Origin of the sequence: Pseudomonas sp. 9.2(2024) (genome assembly GCF_039695385.1) — a bacterium.
Classification (GTDB): Bacteria; Pseudomonadota; Gammaproteobacteria; order Pseudomonadales; family Pseudomonadaceae; genus Aquipseudomonas; species Aquipseudomonas paraglycinae.
In genome coordinates this window covers 4043511-4062756 of record NZ_CP155585.1, presented here as the reverse complement: position 1 = coordinate 4062756, position 19246 = coordinate 4043511, and the positions used below count along the sequence as shown (strand labels likewise).

Annotated in this window: 19 protein-coding genes; 6 read left to right on the top strand and 13 right to left on the bottom strand. The window is 61.2% G+C overall.

Annotation, left to right across the window (positions count from 1 at the left end; all coding sequences use genetic code 11):
* Positions 1-94: 94 nt before the first annotated feature.
* Positions 95-958 carry an MBL fold metallo-hydrolase gene (locus ABFB52_RS18120; RefSeq protein ID WP_129973998.1) on the bottom strand — a complete coding sequence of 288 codons (864 nt, stop codon included), beginning with the start codon at positions 956-958 and terminating at the stop codon, positions 95-97.
* Positions 959-1056: 98 nt separating this feature from the next.
* Here ABFB52_RS18120 and ABFB52_RS18115 point away from each other — a divergent pair, with 98 nt between their 5' ends.
* The 3 genes from ABFB52_RS18115 to ABFB52_RS18105 are packed head-to-tail and all read left to right on the top strand — an operon-like array spanning position 1057 to position 3488.
* Positions 1057-1395, top strand: a complete 339-nt coding sequence (locus ABFB52_RS18115; RefSeq protein WP_007952897.1) for a metalloregulator ArsR/SmtB family transcription factor — start codon at positions 1057-1059, stop codon at positions 1393-1395.
* A gap of 38 nt (positions 1396-1433) precedes the next feature.
* On the top strand, positions 1434-2678 hold the full coding sequence (locus ABFB52_RS18110) for an FAD/NAD(P)-binding oxidoreductase (protein WP_129973999.1): 1245 nt from the start codon (positions 1434-1436) through the stop codon (positions 2676-2678).
* A gap of 9 nt (positions 2679-2687) precedes the next feature.
* A complete protein-coding gene (locus ABFB52_RS18105; RefSeq protein ID WP_129974000.1) occupies positions 2688-3488 on the top strand; it encodes a sulfite exporter TauE/SafE family protein in 801 nt (266 codons plus the stop codon).
* A gap of 47 nt (positions 3489-3535) precedes the next feature.
* Here ABFB52_RS18105 and ABFB52_RS18100 read toward each other — a convergent pair whose 3' ends face one another.
* From ABFB52_RS18100 to ABFB52_RS18070, 7 genes are all read right to left on the bottom strand, one after another.
* Positions 3536-4816 carry a TRAP transporter large permease gene (locus tag ABFB52_RS18100; RefSeq protein ID WP_129974001.1) on the bottom strand — a complete coding sequence of 427 codons (1281 nt, stop codon included), beginning with the start codon at positions 4814-4816 and terminating at the stop codon, positions 3536-3538.
* Positions 4816-5343 (bottom strand): TRAP transporter small permease, encoded by a 528-nt coding sequence (locus ABFB52_RS18095; RefSeq protein WP_129974002.1) that lies wholly within the window; start codon positions 5341-5343, stop codon positions 4816-4818. Before ABFB52_RS18095 ends, ABFB52_RS18100 begins: the two co-directional genes overlap by 1 nt.
* 78 nt (positions 5344-5421) lie before the next feature.
* The gene (locus ABFB52_RS18090; protein ID WP_129974003.1) at positions 5422-6393 is read right to left on the bottom strand and encodes a TRAP transporter substrate-binding protein; all 972 of its coding nucleotides are present in this window, start codon (positions 6391-6393) and stop codon (positions 5422-5424) included.
* 57 nt (positions 6394-6450) lie between these two features.
* Positions 6451-7344, bottom strand: coding sequence for an SMP-30/gluconolactonase/LRE family protein (locus ABFB52_RS18085; RefSeq protein WP_129974004.1), 894 nt, complete (start codon positions 7342-7344; stop codon positions 6451-6453).
* A 46-nt stretch (positions 7345-7390) separates the two neighbouring features.
* A complete protein-coding gene (locus ABFB52_RS18080; RefSeq protein ID WP_129974005.1) occupies positions 7391-8215 on the bottom strand; it encodes an NAD(P)-dependent oxidoreductase in 825 nt (274 codons plus the stop codon).
* A 149-nt stretch (positions 8216-8364) separates the two neighbouring features.
* Complete coding sequence (locus tag ABFB52_RS18075) at positions 8365-9660, bottom strand: OprD family porin (protein WP_129974006.1); 1296 nt, start codon at positions 9658-9660, stop codon at positions 8365-8367.
* A 172-nt stretch (positions 9661-9832) separates the two neighbouring features.
* Positions 9833-10783, bottom strand: coding sequence for a polysaccharide deacetylase family protein (locus tag ABFB52_RS18070; RefSeq protein ID WP_085746073.1), 951 nt, complete (start codon positions 10781-10783; stop codon positions 9833-9835).
* A gap of 210 nt (positions 10784-10993) precedes the next feature.
* On the opposite strand from ABFB52_RS18070, the gene ABFB52_RS18065 reads away from it, so the two are divergent.
* Positions 10994-12649, top strand: a complete 1656-nt coding sequence (locus ABFB52_RS18065; RefSeq protein WP_085746074.1) for an MFS transporter — start codon at positions 10994-10996, stop codon at positions 12647-12649.
* Complete coding sequence (locus ABFB52_RS18060) at positions 12646-13788, top strand: HlyD family secretion protein (protein ID WP_039767224.1); 1143 nt, start codon at positions 12646-12648, stop codon at positions 13786-13788. The genes ABFB52_RS18065 and ABFB52_RS18060 overlap by 4 nt, the downstream gene beginning before the upstream one ends.
* 2 nt (positions 13789-13790) lie before the next feature.
* Here the strand turns inward: ABFB52_RS18060 and copD are convergent, their stop codons facing one another.
* From copD to ABFB52_RS18045, 3 genes are read right to left on the bottom strand one after another with little or no spacing between them, the layout of a single operon-like run.
* Positions 13791-14648, bottom strand: coding sequence for a copper homeostasis membrane protein CopD (gene copD, locus ABFB52_RS18055; protein ID WP_085746075.1), 858 nt, complete (start codon positions 14646-14648; stop codon positions 13791-13793).
* A 3-nt stretch (positions 14649-14651) separates the two neighbouring features.
* Entirely contained in the window at positions 14652-15014 is a 363-nt protein-coding gene (copC, locus tag ABFB52_RS18050) for a copper homeostasis periplasmic binding protein CopC (protein ID WP_129974007.1), read from the bottom strand.
* A gap of 47 nt (positions 15015-15061) precedes the next feature.
* A complete protein-coding gene (locus tag ABFB52_RS18045; protein ID WP_129974008.1) occupies positions 15062-15496 on the bottom strand; it encodes a GNAT family N-acetyltransferase in 435 nt (144 codons plus the stop codon).
* A gap of 146 nt (positions 15497-15642) precedes the next feature.
* On the opposite strand from ABFB52_RS18045, the gene ABFB52_RS18040 reads away from it, so the two are divergent.
* Positions 15643-16263 carry a TetR/AcrR family transcriptional regulator gene (locus ABFB52_RS18040; protein WP_007952885.1) on the top strand — a complete coding sequence of 207 codons (621 nt, stop codon included), beginning with the start codon at positions 15643-15645 and terminating at the stop codon, positions 16261-16263.
* Between the two features lie 295 nt (positions 16264-16558).
* Here the strand turns inward: ABFB52_RS18040 and preA are convergent, their stop codons facing one another.
* Together preA and ABFB52_RS18030 are read right to left on the bottom strand one after the other, a co-directional pair.
* Entirely contained in the window at positions 16559-17833 is a 1275-nt protein-coding gene (gene preA / locus ABFB52_RS18035; protein WP_129974353.1) for an NAD-dependent dihydropyrimidine dehydrogenase subunit PreA, read from the bottom strand.
* On the bottom strand, positions 17834-19201 hold the full coding sequence (locus tag ABFB52_RS18030; protein ID WP_085746078.1) for an NAD(P)-dependent oxidoreductase: 1368 nt from the start codon (positions 19199-19201) through the stop codon (positions 17834-17836).
* Positions 19202-19246: the final 45 nt, after the last annotated feature.

The window sequence follows — 19246 nt, the reverse complement described above, 5'->3', positions numbered from 1 at the left end:
AAGTCTGCCTGTCAGCCAAGATTACGCCCAGTTCATGGGGTCCGACGTGCCAGGTACGAATCCCCTTGATTCGAATTGCTTCACTGATCTTTTCTTACACGGTGTTGATCGGAATCTTCAGGTAAACAACGCCATTGCCTTCCGCCGGTGGAAAATTTCCTGCGCGCACATTCACCTGAATCGCCGGCAGCAACAGCGTTGGCATGCCCAGCCCTGCATCGCGCTTGGTGCGCATCTCGACAAACGCGGCTTCATCGACGCCGTCATGCACGTGGATATTGCTTTTGCGCTGTTCGCCGACGGTGGTCTGGCACTGCGAGTCGCGACCTTGCGGCGGGTAGTCGTGGCAGACGTAGAGCTTCACGCTGGCGGGGAAGGCCAGCAGCTTGTGAATCGAATTGAACAATTGATGGGCGTTGCCGCCGGGAAAGTCGCAACGGGCGGTGCCGACGTCGGGCATGAACAGCGTGTCGCCCACCAGGATCTGTTCGCCGTCGATCAGGTAAGCCATGTCCGCCGGGGTGTGGCCGGGAACGTGCAGGGCGGTGGCCTTGAGATTGCCGATCCGGAACGACTCGTTCGGCGCGAACAGGTGATCGAACTGCGAGCCGTCGACGCGAAATTCCGGTTCCAGGTTGAACAGCGCCTTGAACACGTTCTGCACTTTGCTGATCGATTCGCCAATCGCGATTTTCCCGCCCAGTTCCCGGCGCAGATAAGGCGCGGCGGACAAGTGATCGGCGTGGGCGTGGGTTTCCAGCAGCCACTGCACTTGCAGGTTATGGGCGTGCACGAAGGCGATGATCTTGTCCGCTTGAGCCGTGCAGGTGCGGCCGGCGGCGCCGTCGTAATCAAGCACCGGATCGACGATTGCGCACTGCCCGCCGTCGGCCTCGTAGACCACGTAGCTGTAGGTCGAAGAGGCGGGGTCGAGGAAAGCTTCAATCAGCGCGGGCATGTACGCGGTCCTGTGCAGGAAGGTGAAAAGTCAGGTTGCAACACTTTATGTAAACACATAATGTCCGCAGCTTAAGTGACGTTGAAGGCATCCTGCAAATGCAATCCAGTCTGACCGAATGTGAAGTCGCCCAGCTGAGGGCCTCGGCCTCCAAGGCCTGTTCACTGCTCAAGGCATTGGCCAACGAAGATCGGCTGCTGATCCTGTGCCAGCTGACCCAGGGCGAGCGCAACGTCGGCGAGCTGGAGAAAATGACCGGCGTGCGTCAGCCGACCCTCTCCCAGCAACTGGGCATCCTGCGCGATGAAGGGCTGGTCGCGACCCGTCGTGAAGGCAAGTACATTTTTTACGGTCTCGCCAGTCACGAAGTGATCCAGGTGATGAAAACCCTCTCTGGACTCTACTGCGGAGCCGTGCTCAAAAGCTGGGCGCAATAGACCCGGCTATCCTTGCGTGCAGCCATAAGGAACAAACAATGAACGATCAACACTGGGGCCCATCCATCAGTGCGGACATCGTGGTCATCGGCGGCGGCACTGCCGGCATCGGTTTTGTCGCGAGCCTGCTCAAGCGCGATCCCGGCCTGAAAATCACGGTGATCGAGCCGAGCACCCTGCATTACTACCAACCGGCGTGGACGCTGGTCGGCGGTGGCGCCTATGACGCCAAAGACACCGCCCGACCGATGAACAAGGTGCTGCCGCGCCAGGCCACCTGGATTCAGGCCGCCGTGACCGGCATCGACCCCGACCAGCGCCGTCTCACCCTCAACGATCAACGCACCATCACCTATCAGAACCTGATCGTCTGCCCCGGCCTGCGCCTGGCGTGGGAGAAGATCGAAGGCTTGCAGGACAGCCTCGGCCAGCACGGCGTCACCTCCAACTACAGCTATCAGCACGCGCAATACACCTGGGATCAGGTGCAGAAACTGAGCGGCGGCAAAGCGCTGTTCACCCAGCCGCCGATTCCGATCAAGTGCGCCGGCGCGCCGCAAAAGGCGCTGTATCTTTCCTGCGATCACTGGCTTAAGCGCAATGTGCTGAGCAAGGTCGAGGTCGAGTTCAATCTGGCCGGAGCTGCGTTATTCGGTGTGCCGACCTTTGTGCCGCCGCTGATGAAGTACATCGACAAATACAACGCGCGGCTGGCGTTCAATTCCAATCTGGTGAAGGTCGACGGCCCGGCGAAAACCGCCTGGTTCGACGTCAAGGATGCGGAGGGTAACGTCACCCGCCAGGCCAAGACTTTCGATCTGCTGCACGTCGTTCCGCCGCAGGTTTCACCGGATTTCATCGCGCAAAGTCCGCTGGCCGATGCCGCCGGCTGGTGCGAGGTCAACCCGCACACCCTGCAACACCCGCGCTATCCCGAAGTGTTTGCCTTGGGCGATATCTGCGGCACCACCAATGCGAAAACCGCCGCGGCAGTGCGCAAGCAAGTTGTGGTGGTGGCGGAAAACCTGCTGGCCCTGCGCAAGGATCTGGCGCTGCCACTGAAGTACGACGGCTACGGTTCCTGCCCGCTGACGGTGGAGAAGGGCAAGGTGATCCTCGCCGAGTTCGGCTATGGCGGAAAACTGCTGCCAACCTTTCCCCTCGACCCGACCGTGCCGCGCCGCTCCGCGTGGTGGCTGAAGGCGACGTTGCTGCCGTGGTTCTACTGGAACGGCATGCTCAAGGGCCGCGAATGGCTGACAAGCCTGTCCAGGATCGACTGAGAACACTCTATGTTGCTGGCAAGCCTGTTTGGCGTGGTGATGGGATTGATCCTCGGTCTGACCGGGGCCGGCGGCGGGATTCTCGCCGTGCCGGCGCTGGTGCTCGGGCTGGGCTGGACGATGACGCAGGCGGCGCCGGTGGCGTTGTTTGCGGTGGGTAGCGCAGCGGCGGTCGGCGCGATCGATGGTTTGCGCCATGGTCTGGTGCGTTATCGCGCGGCGCTACTGATCGCGGCGCTCGGCGCGGTGTTTTCGCCGGTGGGCATCTACTTCGCCCATCAGTTGCCGGAAAAGGTCCTGATGATCCTGTTCAGCCTGCTGATGGTGATGGTGGCGTGGCGCATGCTGCGCCGCGAACGCCAGCAGCAGGGACCCAGCGATCATGGCCACGCCAGTTGGGGCCAGAAGAACTGCATGCTCAATGAGCAGACCGGCCGTTTCGACTGGACCGCCAAATGCACCGCGACCCTCGCGGCACTGGGCGCGGTCACCGGCGTGGTGTCCGGGTTGCTGGGGGTTGGCGGCGGGTTTCTGATCGTGCCGGCGTTCAAGCAACTGACCGATGTGCAGATGCGCGGGATCGTCGCCACGTCCTTGATGGTCATCAGCCTGATTTCCGCCATCGGCGTGATCGGCGCGTTCCATGCCGGGGTGCGGATCGATCATCTTGGCGCGTCGTTCATCGTGGCCAGCATCGTCGGCATGATCATCGGCCGCAAACTCTGCGCGCGGGTGCCGGCGAGGACGTTGCAGGTGGGGTTTGCCAGCGTATGTCTGGTGGTCGCCGCTTACATGTTGCTGTGTGCGTGAGACAAAACCTGTGGCGAGAACCAGGCGCCCTCGCCACAGCGTCAGCGTTACAACACCAGATGCGGTAACCACAGCGACAGCGCTGGAACGTAGGTCACCAGCATCAGCACCAGGAACAGCACGGCGTAGAACGGCAGCAGCGCCTTCACCGTACTTTCGATACTGACCTTGCCCACCGCCGAACCCACGAACAGCACGGCTCCCACCGGTGGCGTTATCAGGCCGATACCGAGGTTGACCAGCATGATCATGCCGAACTGCACCGGGTCGACGCCGATACCGAGGATCACCGGCATCAGGATCGGCGTGAGGATCAGGATCAGCGGCGCCATGTCCATCACGGTGCCGAGCAACAGCAGCATGACGTTGATGCACATCAGGATCACGTAGCGGTTGTCGGACAGGGTCAGGAACAGCGTGGTGATCTTCGCCGGGATCTGCATCAGGGTCATGATGTAGCCGAAGCTGGCGGCGAAGCCGATCAGGATCATCACGATGGAAATGGTGCGCACCGTGCGATGCATCAGTTTCGGCAGCTCACTCCATTTGTAGTCGCGGTAGATGAACATGGTGACGAAAAACGACCACAGCACGGCGATGGCCGCCGACTCGGTGGCCGTGAAGATCCCCGACAGAATCCCGCCGAGAATGATCACCATCGCCATCAGCCCCCACAGCGCTTCGCCGCAGATCTTCAAGGCTTCGCGCATCGGGATCACTTCGCCCTTGGGGTAGTCGCGTTTGCGCGCAAAAATCAGACACAACACCATCAGGCACGCGCTCATCAGCAGACCCGGCACCACGCCGGCCATGAACAGCGAAGCAATCGAAACGGTGCCGCCGGCGGCCAGCGAGTAGAGCACCGAGTTGTGACTCGGTGGAGTCAGCAGAGCCTGCACCGAACCACTGACGGTGACCGCTGTAGAGAATTCCCGAGGGTAGCCTTTGCGCTCCATTTCCGGGATCAGCACCGAACCCACCGACGCCGTATCAGCAACCGACGACCCGGAAATCGCACCGAAAAAGGTCGAGGCCATGATGTTGACCAGCGACAGCCCGCCACGCACGAACCCCACCAGCACCCCGGCGAACGCCACCAGCCGTCGCGACATGCCGCCCTCGGCCATGATCGCGCCCGCCAGCACGAAGAACGGAATCGCCAACAGGGAGAATTTGTTCACCCCGCCCGCCACCTGGATCATCAAGGCCTGAAACGGGATGTCGATCCACCATGCGCCGATCAGCGCCGACAGCCCGAGCGCGTAGGCAACCGGCATGCCGATCAGGATCAGTGCGATAAAACTGCCCAGCAGAATCAATGCGTCCATCAGGCAGCCCCTTCGTTTTCTTCAACCAGGTCGAACCGCACCACGCGGCGATTGCTTTGATCGCCGAGCAACAGTTTTTCCAGCACGAAAATCAGCGTCAGCGCACCACCCACGGGGATCGGCATGTAGGTGATGCCGACCCGCAATGTCGGCAGGGCGCTCATGAACTGGTTCCACGTCGACAGGCACAGCTTGGTGCCCCAGATGGTCATGAACAGGCAGATGGTGCCCATGAGCACTTGCGAAATAATGCTCATGGTTCGGCGCATCTTCGGTTGCAGGCGATCGGTGACCATCGCCACCGCCATGTGCGCACCGGCGCGATAGCTGGCGGCGGCGCCGATGAAGGTGAAGACCATCATCAGCAGGATGGCGGTGGGCTCCGGCCAGCTTGAACCGGTGCCGAGGACGTAACGGGCGAACACGCCCCAGGGAATGATCAGGGAAATGGTCAGCACCGACAGACCGGCGACCCAGATGCAGGCCATGTAAATCCGGTCATTGATGCGCAGCAGCAAATTCTTCATCGGGTTCCACCGTAACCGGGCAGGCGTGAGCGTCGAGCGACGCCAGCGCTGCCGGGCCTTGTATTGAGGGCAGGGAGGTTACTGAACGGCTTCGATGCGTTTGATCAGGTCGACGTAGGGCGCGCCGTATTTTTCGCGGATCGAAGCGGTGGCCTCGTAGAAGGGTTTCTTGTCGACGGTGATGAACTCGACGCCGGCGGCCTTGAGTTTCTCTTCACTGCTGGCCGACTTGGCATCCCACAAGGTGCGCTCCTGGGCCTGCGCAACCTTGGCGGCTTTTTTCACCAGGGTCTGCTGATCGGGGCTGAGTTTTTCCCAGGTGATTTTCGACATCACGATGGGCTCGGGCAGGATCAGGTGCCCGGTCAGGCTGTAGAACTTGGCGTTCTGGTAGTGGTTGTGTTCAAGCAGGGTCGGCGGATTGTTTTCCGCGCCGTCGATGACGCCGGTCTGCAGGGCACTGAAGATTTCGCCGGTGTCCATGGCAATACCGTTGCCGCCCATGGCGTTGATCGTTTCGATGAACATCGGGTTGCCCTGCACGCGGATTTTCATACCCTTGAGGTCTTCGAGGCTGCGCACCGGTTTCTTGGTGTAGATGTTGCGCGTGCCGCCGTCCATCCACGCCAGCGCCACGAGGTTGAATTCGGAGTTAGTGATCTTGTCGAGGATTTCGTCACCGATTTCACCGTCGATGATCTTGCGCATGTGCGCCTGATCACGGAACACGAACGGCATGTTGAACACGTTCACGTCCGGCACCACCGGACCGACGATACCGAGGCTGACGCGGGCCATCTGGATGGCGCCGACCTGAGCCTGTTCGACCACTTCCTTTTCCGAGCCGAGCACGCCGCCAGGAAACATTTTGAAGGTCAGCTTGCCGTCACTTTCGGCAACCAGGGTCTTGCCCAACTGTTCTTCAGCGACCACGGTCGGATAACCGGCGGGATGGATGTCGGCGAATTTGATTTCCAGCGCATGGGCGGCGCTGCCGAAGGTGAGCGCGAGGGGGAGAGCGGCGGCGAGCAACGTGCGTTTGAAGTCCATGAGGGGTTCTCCAGTCTTGTTATTTTTGTGTTCAAGGCACAGCGATGCAGCAGGGGGTTACAGCAGGTCGTCGAACAATGGCTCCGGCAGGCCTTTGACGCCGGGGTTGAGGGCGAACACGCCGCCGGCCAGCGATTGCGGATCCTGGTCGTCGCCGGGGCGGATCGAGGTCACGAACAAAGTGTCCATCCGGCTGCCACCGAAGGCGCACATGGTGGGTTTTTTCACCGGTACCTGCAGCGAGCGGTCAAGGCGACCGTCGGGGGTAAAACGATGGATCAGGCCGACATCGTTGGCGCAGATCCAGTAGCAGCCATCGGCATCCACGGCAGCGCCGTCGGGACGGCCGTAAAAATGGTTCATGTCCACGAACACCCTGCGGTTGGAGGGTGTGCCTGTCTCGGTGTCGTAATCGAAAGCCCAGATCAGTTGCACGTTCGGGTGCGAGTCCGACAGGTACATGGTTTTGCCGTCCGGGCTGAAGCCCAGACCGTTGGGCACGATGAAGCCATCAAGCTGTGCCTCGATCACGCCTGTTTGCCCGGCACCGTAACGATAGAGCCGGCCCTCGGGCAGATTCAGGCCCATGTTCAGCACCATGCTGCCGGCCCAGAACCGGCCCTGACGGTCGCAGCGACCGTCGTTCAGACGCATGTCCTGACGGCTGTGTCCGACGCTCGCCAGTTGCTCGCTGTCGAGGCTGCCATCGCTGTGCGGTTGCAAGTGAAAGAACCCGCTCTCCATACCGGCCACCCAGCCGCCCTTGCTGTGGCGGGCGAGGCAGGCAAGCATTTCGGGAGTCTTCCAGGCATGGACGTGGCCAGTGTCGGCGCTCCAGCGTTGCAGACCACCGTTGGGGATATCGACCCAGTACAAGGCGTTTTCCTGTGGCACCCAGACCGGGCTTTCACCGACCGCGTTGCGGGCGTCGACGATCAATTCGGCTTGCATACTCATTCCCTTGGTTTGTGCTTTTGGAGACGGACAAGCGCAGCGATCAATCGCCGAACGGGCCGGCCGCAACGAAGGCGCCGCCCTGATAGATCCGCGCCGGGTCATCGCTGGCGGGCATCGGCTGCGCCTCGACCTTGTCGCGAAACACTTCGGACGTGTCTTTGGCCTCGAAACCGAGGTGGCTGGCGAAGCGGTTGTCCCACCACACGTCCTTGTTGGCGGACATGCCATAAACCACGGTGTGGCCGACGTTGGGGGTGTACAGCGAACGTTCGAGCAGTTGAGTGAGGTCGTCGAAGCTCAGCCAGGTGTGCATCATTCGGCGGTTCTGTGGTTCGGGAAACGACGAGCCGATGCGGATGCTGACGGTTTCGATGCCATAGCGATCGAAGTAGAAACTGGCCATGTCTTCGCCGTAGGACTTGGACAGACCGTAGTAGCCGTCGGGGCGGCGAGCGGAGCTGGCGTCGAGGTGTTCGTTCTGTTTGTAGAAGCCGATGACATGGTTGGAGCTGGCGAAGATCACCCGCTTCACACCGTGTCGGCGTGCCGCTTCATAGATATGGAACACACCGCAGATATTGGCGCCGAGGATTTCTTCGAAGGGGCGCTCCACCGAGACGCCACCGAAGTGCAGGATCGCATCCACGCCTTCGACCAGTTGATGCACAGCGGTTTTGTCAGCGAGGTCGCAGAGCACGATTTCTTCGCGGTCATCGATGGCCGGGGCGAGGGCAGCGATGTCCGACAGGCGCAGTACGTTGGCGTAGGGGCGCAGACGTTCGCGCAAGACTTTGCCCAGGCCACCGGCGGCGCCGGTCAGCAGCAGGCGATTGAACGGAGTTGGGGCGGTGGGGGTGGACGTCATGGCAATCCCTTACACGTTGTTATTAGGTTTGTTGTAGGTTGTCGTATGACTGCGCTGAAGTATCGGTAGGGTTTCCGGAACTTGTCAACGCGACTTTCGGTGTAAGTGACGGAAGGCCGATTCACCCTCCGTTCACCCCATGCCGGGGTTTACAACAACGAAATCGGGTAACTGATGAAGATCCGGTTCTCGTCGAATTCATTGGTGCTGAAGTCCCGGCGAATCGTCGCGTTGCGCCATTTGACGTTGAGGTTTTTCAGCGGACCGCTCTGCACGGTGTAGGCCAGCTCCGACTCGCGCCCCCATTCCTTGCCATCGGTGATGGTGCCGGTGTGCACGTTGTCGCCGCTGATGTAGCGGTTCATCAGCGTCAAGCCGGGGACGCCGAGGACGACGAAGTTGTAGTCGTGGCGGATCTGCCAGGAACGCTCCTGCGCGTTGTCGTAACTGGCGTTGTAGCTGTCGTTGGCCAGGGTGCCGCCGCTGGTTCCGTTGACGCGCATCCAGGCATCGTCGCCGCTGAGCTTTTGCAAGCCGATGTAGAACGTGTTGCCGCCGTACCGGGCCGAGAGCATGGCGAATGCGGTTTTGTTGTCGAGGTCGCCGGCCTGGGCGCTGCCGTCTTCCTTGCCGGTGAAGAATCCGAGGTTGGCGCCCAGTGTCCAGTCGCCCAGCGGCTGGCTGTGGCTGAGGTTGAAGTACTGCTGCTGGTATATGTCGCTGAGTTCGGCGTACCACACACCGACAAGGGTGCGTTTGTCGTTGAAGGTGTATTCGCCGCCACCGAAGTTGAAGCGGTCGGACGTGAATGCGCCGCGGCCGTTCATCGACATGTCTTCCATGCTCGCGTCGTTACGCGGGCTGTTGCCATGGAACTGGCCACCGTAAAGGGTCAGGCCATTGATTTCGGTAGACGTGATCTGGCCGCCGCGAAAGGTCTGGGGCAGTGATCGACCATCATCCGAGCGCAGGATGGGCAGCACCGGCATCCATTCACCCACCTTCAATTCGGTCTTCGACACCTTCGCCTTGAGCGCTACACCCAGACGCCCGAAATTGTCCGCCGGGCGCCCGTCATCGTGGATCGGCAGCAGCTGCGTACCGCCCGTGCCTTTGCCGCCATCGAGCTTCTGCGAATACATGCCCAGCACGTCCAGGCCAAACCCGACCGTGCCCTGAGTGAAACCGGATTTGGCGTCGAGGATGAAGTTCTGTGTCCACTCTTCAGCCTTGCCCTGCGGATAGTTCGGGTTGACGAAGTTGCGATTGAAGTAGGCGTTGCGCAGGTTCAGGGTGGCTTTGCTGTCTTCGAGGAAACCCTCGGCATCGGCGCTCATCGGCAAGGCGAGGGCGAGACTGCCGCAGCCGATCAGGCTCAGGGTGGAACGCGGGCGGGGGATAGAAAAACGGGACGTGCGAACGGAATTGCGGACGAGTGTGCTCACTGTGACGCTCCCTGTTTCATTTGTTGTTTTTATTATTTGTTATACGTCGTCGTACAACGTGGTTGCGGATATTTGCGAGGTTTTCCGGAAAAGTCAACAGGGCGTCGTACGATGACTTCCCGTGAGCGAGCAGCCCTCCAAATGCTGTGAGGAAGGCTGCTTCGGGCCGCTTTTATTGGTTGTAGAGCGCCTCCGTGTTATCGATCAGTGGATTTTTTTCGGTCAGCACGATTTGTGCGATCTGATCCTTGCGCATGAAACTCACCTTCGGATGCGACTGGGCGTACCGGATAAAACGCTCCATGGCCTCGACCATCGCGGGCGTGCCGCCAATACGGTCGTGCAGGCTCACCGACATCATCCGCCGCTTGCTCGCGCCTTCGGCGTAGAGGCGATCAAATTCCAGCACCAGTTGCTGATAGAACTGCTCGGCGGAGTAGTGACGGCCCTCGATCAGCACGATGTCGTTGTTGCGCAGGGTGTACGGCACCACGGCGAATTTGCGCCCACGGACCATGGTCACGAACGGCTCGTCGCGGCTGACGTCGTCGATGTGATAGGTGAAGTTCAGATCCTGCAGCACCTTCAGCGTATTGGGGCTGCGGCGCAGCCAGTTGGCGTTGTAGCCGACTGAACGCTGGCCGGTGATTTTCTCCACCGCTGCGACACCGTCTCCGATGAACTGTTTTTCCTGGGCGTAGTTCATGTTGTACGAATCGGCCCAGCGCATGCCGTGGGCCGCCAGTTCATGACCGCGCTCGGCAATCGCCTTGGCCAGTTCCGGGTGCTTGAGCGCCGCTTCGCCGACCACGTGGGAGGTCACTTTGATGCCGGTGCGATCCCACAGATCGAGCATGCGCCACAGGCCTTCCTTGTAGCCGTAATCAAACCAGGTCTGTGCCGGCAGGTCCGGGTAGCCTTTTGGCAGCGGTGTGCCGGAGAACGGGCTTTCAGCGCCTTCGGGCTGGCCGCCGGTTTCGAATTGCATCGACACCGAAATCACCAGTTGCGAGCCGTCCGGCCACGGGCGTTCTTGGGCAAAGGCGAGGGCGGGCAGCAACAGCGTGGCGGCCAGCAGGTTTTTCAGCAGACGCGGGGAGCGTTGCCAGCGGGGAGTGGTCATATCGGGCACCTTGCAGGTTGAGAAGTGAAGCAAGGTTGGCATTCGCCAGGCCCGGGAAAAATCCGCTGCGGGCGAGATGACTTTTAAACAAAATTTACGAATTGCGATGCACGAATTTCTGGTGGGAGCGAGCAGGCTCGCTCCCACAGGGATATGTGTTTGGCTGCAGTTTTGCGGCAAACTCAAGCCATCACCGTATAAGGCCAATCAATGAACCAATACGCCCCGCGCAACTGGCAGCCGCACGAGAAGCCCAGTCTGCCCGGTTCCCCCTCGACGCCGCTGCATTCCAACCCCAAGCGCCTGGCTTATGCGCTGGTGGGCGTGCTTGTGGCGGTGACCGGTGGGCTGGGTAATGCGCTGGTGGTCGCCAACCTGCCTTACCTGCAAGGCGCGCTCGGGGCGACCACGGCGGAGATGGCCTGGCTACCGGCGGCGTACGTGATGACCAACGTGTCGATGAACCTGCTGCTGGTGAAGTTTCGCCAGCAGTTCGGCTTGCGCGCGTTCACCGAGGTGTTTCTGGTGCTGTATGCGCTGGTGACCTTCGGCCATCTGTTCGTCAATGACCTGAATTCGGCGATTGCCGTGCGTGCGGCCCACGGCATGGTCGGCGCGGCGTTGAGCTCGCTGGGCCTGTATTACATGGTGCAGGCGTTCCCGGCCAAATGGCGGATGAAAGCGCTGGTGCTGGGCCTCGGCACTTCACAGCTGGCCTTGCCGCTGGCGCGACTGTTTTCCGAAGACCTGCTGCAGATCGCCGAATGGCGCGGCCTGTACCTGTTTGAGTTGGGCATGGCGTTGCTGTCGCTGGGCTGCGTCCTGATGCTCAAACTTCCGCCGGGTGACCGGTTCAAGACCTTCGAACCGCTCGACTTCCTGACCTTCGCGATCCTCGCCAGCGGCGTCGCGCTGTTGTGCGCGGTGTTGTCCTTGGGGCGGATCGACTGGTGGCTGGAAGCCGACTGGATCGGTATCGCCCTGGCCGCGTCGATTGCGCTGATTCTCGCGGGGCTGGCCATCGAACATAACCGCAGCAACCCGATGCTGATGACCCGCTGGCTCGGCAGCGGGGTGATGATCCGCCTGGCGCTGGCGGTGATCCTGATTCGCATGGTGACCTCGGAGCAATCCACTGGCGCCGTGGGCTTCATGCAGAACCTGAACATGAGCAGCCAGCAGCTTCATAGCCTGTATGTGGTGATGCTGATCGGAAGCGTCGCCGGGCTGCTGACCAGTGCGCTGACCATCGACCCGAAACACCTGTTGATGCCGCTGATCATTTCGCTGGCGTTGATGGCCACCGGCTCGATCATGGACAGCTCATCGAACAACCTGACCCGCCCCGGCAACCTGTATTTCAGCCAGTTCCTGCTGGCGTTCGGCAGTACCTTTTTCCTCGGCCCGACCATGGTGCTGGGCACGCGCAACGTGCTGACCAACCCGCGCAACCTCGTGAGTTTTTCGGTGTTGTTCGGGATCTGCAACAACCTCGGCGGTCTGATCGGCGCGGCGTTGCTGGGGACGTTCCAGATCGTGCGCGAGAAGTTTCATTCCAGCCACATCGTCGAGCAACTGGTGATGTCTGATCCCCGCGTCGCCGCCCGGGTGCAGAGCGGCGGGTCGGCGGTCGGTTCCGTGATTGCCGACCCGAGTCTGCGCAATCTGCAGGGCATTCGCAGCCTGGCCAACGCCGCTACCCGCGAAGCCAACGTACTGGCCTATAACGATGTGTTCATGCTGATCGCGGTGATCGCGATCCTGACCATGATCTGGATTTCCATCCGTGCGCTGTGGCTGATCAGCACCACCAAAGCCGTCGCCCCGACACCTTCCGTACCTTCCAGCGGTGCCACTTCTTCATGACCGAACCGACTACCACGACCACCAATGCCATCGCCGCCACCCCTGAAGGTGTGGCGCCGCCGTCATCACCGAACACCGAGCCGCGCTCGTTGCGGGTGCGGATCATCTCATCGCTGGGGTTTGCCGCGATTGCTATCGTCGGCGTGCTGATCGTGCTTTACGCCTGGCAGCTACCGCCGTTCAGCAGCGCAGTTGAGACCACCGAAAACGCCTTGGTGCGCGGTCAGGTGACGATCATCGGCCCGCAGCTCAGTGGCTATGTGTTTGAAGTGCCGGTGCAGGACTTCCAGTTTGTGAAGGAGGGCGATTTGCTGGTGCGTCTCGATGACCGCATCTATCAGCAACGCCTCGATCAGTCGCTGGCGCAACTGGCGGTGCAGAAGGCCTCACTGGCCAACGTGGTGCAGCAGCGCAACAGCGCCGAGGCGACGATCAAGTTACGTCAGGCGGTGGTGGCCGACAGCGAAGCGCAGCTACGCAAAAGCGAGGCGGATCTGCGACGCAACAAAGCGCTGGTCAATGACGGCTCCGTGTCCAAGCGCGAGATGGACGTGGCGCTGGCCGCCAACGCCCAAAGCATTGCGGCGGTGGCGCAGGCCAAGGCCAATCTGGAAATCGCCCGGCAGGATCTGCAAACGGTGATCGTCAATCGCGGCTCTCTGGAAGCGGCGGTGGCGAGCGCCGAGGCGGCGGTGCAGCTGGCGCGGATCGACTTGTCCAACACTCGGATCATTGCTCCACGTGACGGTCAGTTGGGGCAGATTGGCGTGCGCCTCGGCGCCTACGTCAACTCCGGGGCGCAGTTGATGGCGCTGGTGCCGAACCAGAAATGGGTGATCGCCAACCTCAAGGAAACCCAGATGGACAATGTGCGCGTCGGGCAACCGGCGAGCTTCACCGTCGATGCCTTGAACCACCGCAAATTCACCGGCCACGTGCAGCACATCTCGCCGGGCACCGGTTCCGAATTCGCGTTGTTGCAGGCCGACAACGCCACCGGCAACTTCGTGAAAATCGCCCAGCGGGTGCCGGTGCGCATCACCATCGATCCAGATCAGCAGGAGAGCGAGCGTTTGCGGCCGGGGATGTCGGTGGTGGTCAGCATTGATACGGCGGCGGGCGACACCCAGAAACACTGACCTCAGGCGGCGATCATTGGCGGCAGGGTGCCGAGCACGGACACCGCCGCCACGGCGCCGATCCCCAGCAGCCATTCGAGCATGACGCTGTGCTTGAGGGTGTCGAGCCGTTGTTCACAATCGTTGATCCGCACGCGATTGAACAGCGCCAGTGCAAGCATGCCGGACACCAGCAGCGCCTTGATCAGCAGTATTAGGGCGAATCCCGAGAACAGCGGTGTCGGCCACCATTGGCCGGTGAGCACGCGCACGTTGATCAGCCCGGTGATCAGCAGGCCGGCGACCAGTGCGTAACCGAGTCCGCTGAAACGCTGCAAGATTTCGCGCATGTCTTTGTCAGGTTGGCGCAGGATCATCACCAGCATCAGCAGCCCGCCGAGCCAGGCGCCGACACACGTCAGGTGAATGACTTGATTGAGGATCAGCATTTGCCCGCTGAAGCCATCGAGCATCGCCCCGTGTCCGACCGGTGCCAGCGTCATCAGCAGCAGCGCGCTCAGGCCCAGCCGCAATGGCCGGTTCGAACGCCACGGCGTAAACAGCAACGCCAGCAACAGCGCATTGATCAACAGATGCCAGCGCCAGACCTGACCGAAAAACGTATGACCGAGAACCAGCTCGACGGTGGCCGGATCAAAAGCGGCAGCCGCCGAACCGGCCATGCTTGCAGTAATCAACAACGCCCAGATGACGCCGCTGAGCAGGGCAATCGCCACCAGCCAGCGAGCCAGTCGCGCCAACTGCCGATCCAGTGCCGGCGCTTCACCCTTGAGCAGCAGCGGCCGGAACAGCCAGGCCCCGAACAGCATCAACACCACGATGAAATGCAGGAACCGGCACAGCACCAGCGCTTCACTCATGAATTACTGGCCAACCTTGAACTGATAGGCGCCTTCGCTTTTGTGCGTGTCGACCGACACCGCATGCCATTCGACCTTGTATTCGCCAGCGGTCAGTGGTGCTTCGGGGGTGACGATCAGGGTTTTCTTGTCACCTTCGGTGGTCAGCGGTTTGACCGCCACCGGCTTGCCGTCGTGGGTCACGGTAACTTTGGTGAAGCTGGCTTCGACGCCTTCGGAAAACACCAGGCGCAGATCCGCCGGTGCCGCGACGGTGCTGTCGGCGGCCGGGGTCTGGCTTTCCAGATGGGCGTGGGCGAAGGTCTGGGAAGTGACGATCAGCGAGGCCAGCAGCGCGCCGGTGGTAAACAGTTTTTTCATCGACATGGAAAGATTCCTTTCAGTGAAATGGCGGGCTGAGTATAGAACCTGGATCACAGGGCTTTCAGGCGCATGTGAATGACCGGAAAGGGCCGGCCTTCGCCGTCGAGTGCCGAGCGGCCGATGTCTTCGAATCCGTAGTGCCGATAGAAGCCGTGGGCTTGCGGGTTCTGTTCGTTGACGTCGACCTTCAGCAACGGGCGCCGGACGTGGTCGAGCAAGCGGCGGCCGATCCCCTGGCCACGGTAAGCCGGGTCGATGAACAGCATCTGCACAGTGTCATCGTCGGTAGCAATGAAGCCTGCCTGGGAGTGATCGGGGTTCTCGAAAACCTGCACATCCAGCGCAGGCAGGTAGGTGTCACGCACCAGCGGGAACAGCCGGTGAATGTCATCTTCCGGGAGGAAATCGTGGGTGGCGCGGACCGAGCGCTCCCACAGTGCGGCGAGCTGCGGATCATCCGCAGCGATGCGCTTTCGAATGGTCATAGACAGATCCTTCAGTGTCTGACGGGGAGAAGGAGGGCGATCCTAAACCAGAAAAAAGCCCAAGTGTGTGAAGAATCGTTCTCGGCTGTCGCCCCTTGCCCAGAGCGGATGCTAGTCTTCAACAACGTTGTCTTCAGGGAGCCCTCATGGGCAATCACAAGATCGAAATCCGCCGCACCAACGTCGACAAGATCCTGCTGGCGGCGGAAAAAGTCTTCGCCGAAAAAGGTTTCGGCGGCACCGCCATGGCGGACATCGCGGCTGAAGTGCAGCTGCCGCGATCCAACCTGCATTACTACTTTTCGACCAAGAGCGAACTGTACAGCGCAGTGCTGTTCGACCTGCTGGAAGTGTGGAAGCAGGACGCGCTGTGCTTCGAGATGTTCGACGATCCGCGCGTGGTGCTCAGCAGCTACATCCGCGCCAAGATGAACCACTCGCGCAGCCGGCCTTACGGGTCGAAAGTCTGGGCCAATGAAATCATCCACGGCGCGCCGACATTGGGCGAGGCGCTGGATGTGAGCCTGTACGACTGGGCGAAGATGAAGGAGGCGAAGATCCGCCAGTGGGTGGAGGACAAGCGGATTCTGCCGGTGGAGCCGTCGAGCCTGCTGTACATGATCTGGGCGTCGACGCAGCACTATGCGGACTTTGATCATCAGGTGAATATTTTGAATGAGCATCAGCCGCTGTCGGACATGCAGTTCGAGCGGGCGGTGCAGACGGTGACCAGCGTGATCTTGCGGGGGATTGGATTAGAACCTTGAAAGTCAAAAGCTGGCCCTCACCCCAGCCCTCCCGAAACGTCGGACCGCCCGGAGGGAGAGGGAGCCGACCGAGGTGTCTTGCGGGTTACATCGACCTGAACCAGCGAGTTGATTATGGTTTCAAAGCCTTGTTCCGGCCGTTTCGGTTATGGATTCACAGCGTAGTTCTATCTGTTTCGGTTATGGATTCAACGCAAAACTCTCACGTCGGTGCAGTTCGTCAGTATCCCCCAATCAGTCCCCTCTCCCTCGGGGAGAGGGTTAGGGTGAGGGGACTTCTGGATCAGCAGGCAATCTAGACAGCAACGTGATACGGATTCCTCGGATCATGATTCCAGTCCAGAAACGGCTTGCCCGTCTCCATCGGCACCATCTCGATGCAATCCGCCACCGGGCAGGTGATCTGGCACAGATTGCACCCCACACACTCATCATCGATCACTTCATATGTGTGCGTGCCATCGGCCTGTTTCAGGCTGCTGATGGCCTGGTGTGAAGTGTCCTCGCAGGCAATGTGGCAACGCCCGCAACCAATGCACGCCTCCTGGTCGATCTTCGCAATCACCTGATAATTGATGTCCAGGTACTTCCAGTCCGTGGTATTGCCCACCGCGCGCCCGGAAAACTCGGCAATGCTGGCGTAACCCTGGCTGTCCATCCACCGCGACAAGCCATCCTTCATTTCATCGACAATCCGGAAACCGTGCAGCATCGCCGCTGTGCACACTTGCACCGCGCCGCTGCCCAAGGCGATGAACTCCGCCGCGTCACGCCAGCTGCCAATGCCGCCAATGCCGCAGATCGGCAGGCCCTGGGTCTGCGGATCACGGGCGATTTCCGCGACCATGTTCAGCGCGATCGGCTTCACTGCCGAGCCGCAATAACCGCCGTGGGTACTTTTGCTGCCGACGGTGGGCAGGGCGACCATGTGTTCGAGGTCGACGCTGGTGATCGAGTTGATGGTGTTGATCAGCGACACTGCATCGGCGCCGCCCCGATGCGCGGCGCGGGCGGCGACGCGGATGTCGGTGATGTTCGGTGTGAGTTTGACGATCACCGGCAGCGAGCAATAGGTCTTGCACCAGCGCGTAACCTGCTCGACATACTCCGGCACCTGACCGACCGCCGCGCCCATGCCGCGCTCGGGCATGCCGTGGGGGCAGCCGAAGTTCAGCTCGATGCCGTCAGCGCCGGTGGCTTCCACCAGTGGCAGGATGTGTTTCCACGACTCTTCGACGCACGGCACCATCAGCGACACGATCAGCGCGCGATCCGGCCAGTCCTTCTTCACCTGGGTGATTTCCCGCAGGTTGATTTCCAGCGAACGGTCGGTGATCAGTTCGATGTTGTTGATGCCCAGCACTTCGCGGTTGGCGCCGTAGTGCGCCGAATAACGCGACGACACGTTGACCGCCGCCGGGTCTTCACCCAGGGTTTTCCAGACCACGCCGCCCCAGCCGGCCTCGAAGGCGCGCACCACGTTGTAGGCCTTGTCGGTCGGCGGCGCGGAGGCCAGCCAGAACGGATTGGGGGCTTTGATACCGGCGAAGACAATCGAGAGATCGGCCATTTACGCAGCCTCCACATTAAGCATCAGTTGAGCGTTGATCGCCTCAGCGGCGCGCTTGCCGTGTTGCACCGCTTGCACGGTCAGGTCCTGATCGAGGCTGGTGCAGTCGCCGCCTGCGTACACGCCGGGGATACTGGTGCGCAGGTTTTCATCGACCTGGATGCGTTCGCCCTGACGCTTGAGTTCGCGGGCCAGCGGGTCGGCGAGGGCGCTGCCGTCGAAGGCCTGACCGATGGCTTTGAAGATCGCATCGGCGGCCAGTTCGAACGTCTCGCCAGTGGTTTGCAGGCGACCATCCACCAGATGGGTGCGGGCGAAACGCATGCCGCGCACCTTGCCTTGCGCGTCGAGCAGCACTTCGTCCGGTTGCGCCCAGGTCAGCAGTCGCACCTGATTGGCCTTGGCGATGTCTTGTTCATGGCCGGTGGCGCCCATGTCCGCCGCGCCACGGCGATAGACCAGATTGACGTCGCGGGCGCCGAGGCGGGCCATTTGCACGGCCATGTCGATGGCGGTGTTACCGGCGCCGAGGACGATGCAACGTTCGGCCAGCGGCAGTTGCGACAGGTCATCGGCCTGGCGCAATTCGCGGATGTAGTCAGTGGCGGCGAGCAGGCCGGGGGCGTCTTCGTGGGCCAAGCCGAGTTGCTTGCTAGCGTTCAGGCCTAGACCGAGGAACACCGCGTCGAACTGTTGGTGCAATTCGCTGAGGGTCAGATTCTCACCGAGTTTCTGGCCGTGGCGGATTTCGATGCCGCCGATCTGCAGGAGGAAATCCAGTTCCTTCTGCGCGTAGTCGTCGACCAGTTTGTACTTGGCGATTCCGTATTCGTTGAGCCCGCCAGCCTTTTCCCGTGCCTCGAAAATCACCACGTCGTGACCATGCATGGCGCTGCGATGCGCGCAGGACAAACCCGCCGGGCCGGCACCAACCACGGCGATGCGTTTACCGGTGGCGGCGGCGCGCTGGAACGGGTGCTCGGTGAAGTGCGCGTTGTCCACGGCATAGCGTTGCAGCAGGCCGATCAGCACAGGCGCGCATTCGTGGGCGTTGTTGCGCACGCAGGCTTGCTGGCAGAGGATCTCGGTCGGACAGACCCGCGCGCAACTGCCGCCGAGGATGTTTGCCGAAAGGATTTTCTGCGCGGCGCCTGGCACGTTGTCCTGATGGATATTGCGGATGAACGACGGAATGTCGATCTCACTCGGGCACGCATTCACGCACGGCGCGTCGTAGCAATACAGGCAGCGCGAGGCTTCCAGATGCGCCTGACGGTCGTTGAGCGGCGGCGCCAGATCGGTGAAGTGGCCGGCGAGGGCGGCCGCACTTTCGTGCGGGTGCGGGAGATGGTTCAGGGTCTCGATCACGGTTTTTTGCCTCACGGTTATTTGAGGTTTTCTGCCTCTGTCGGG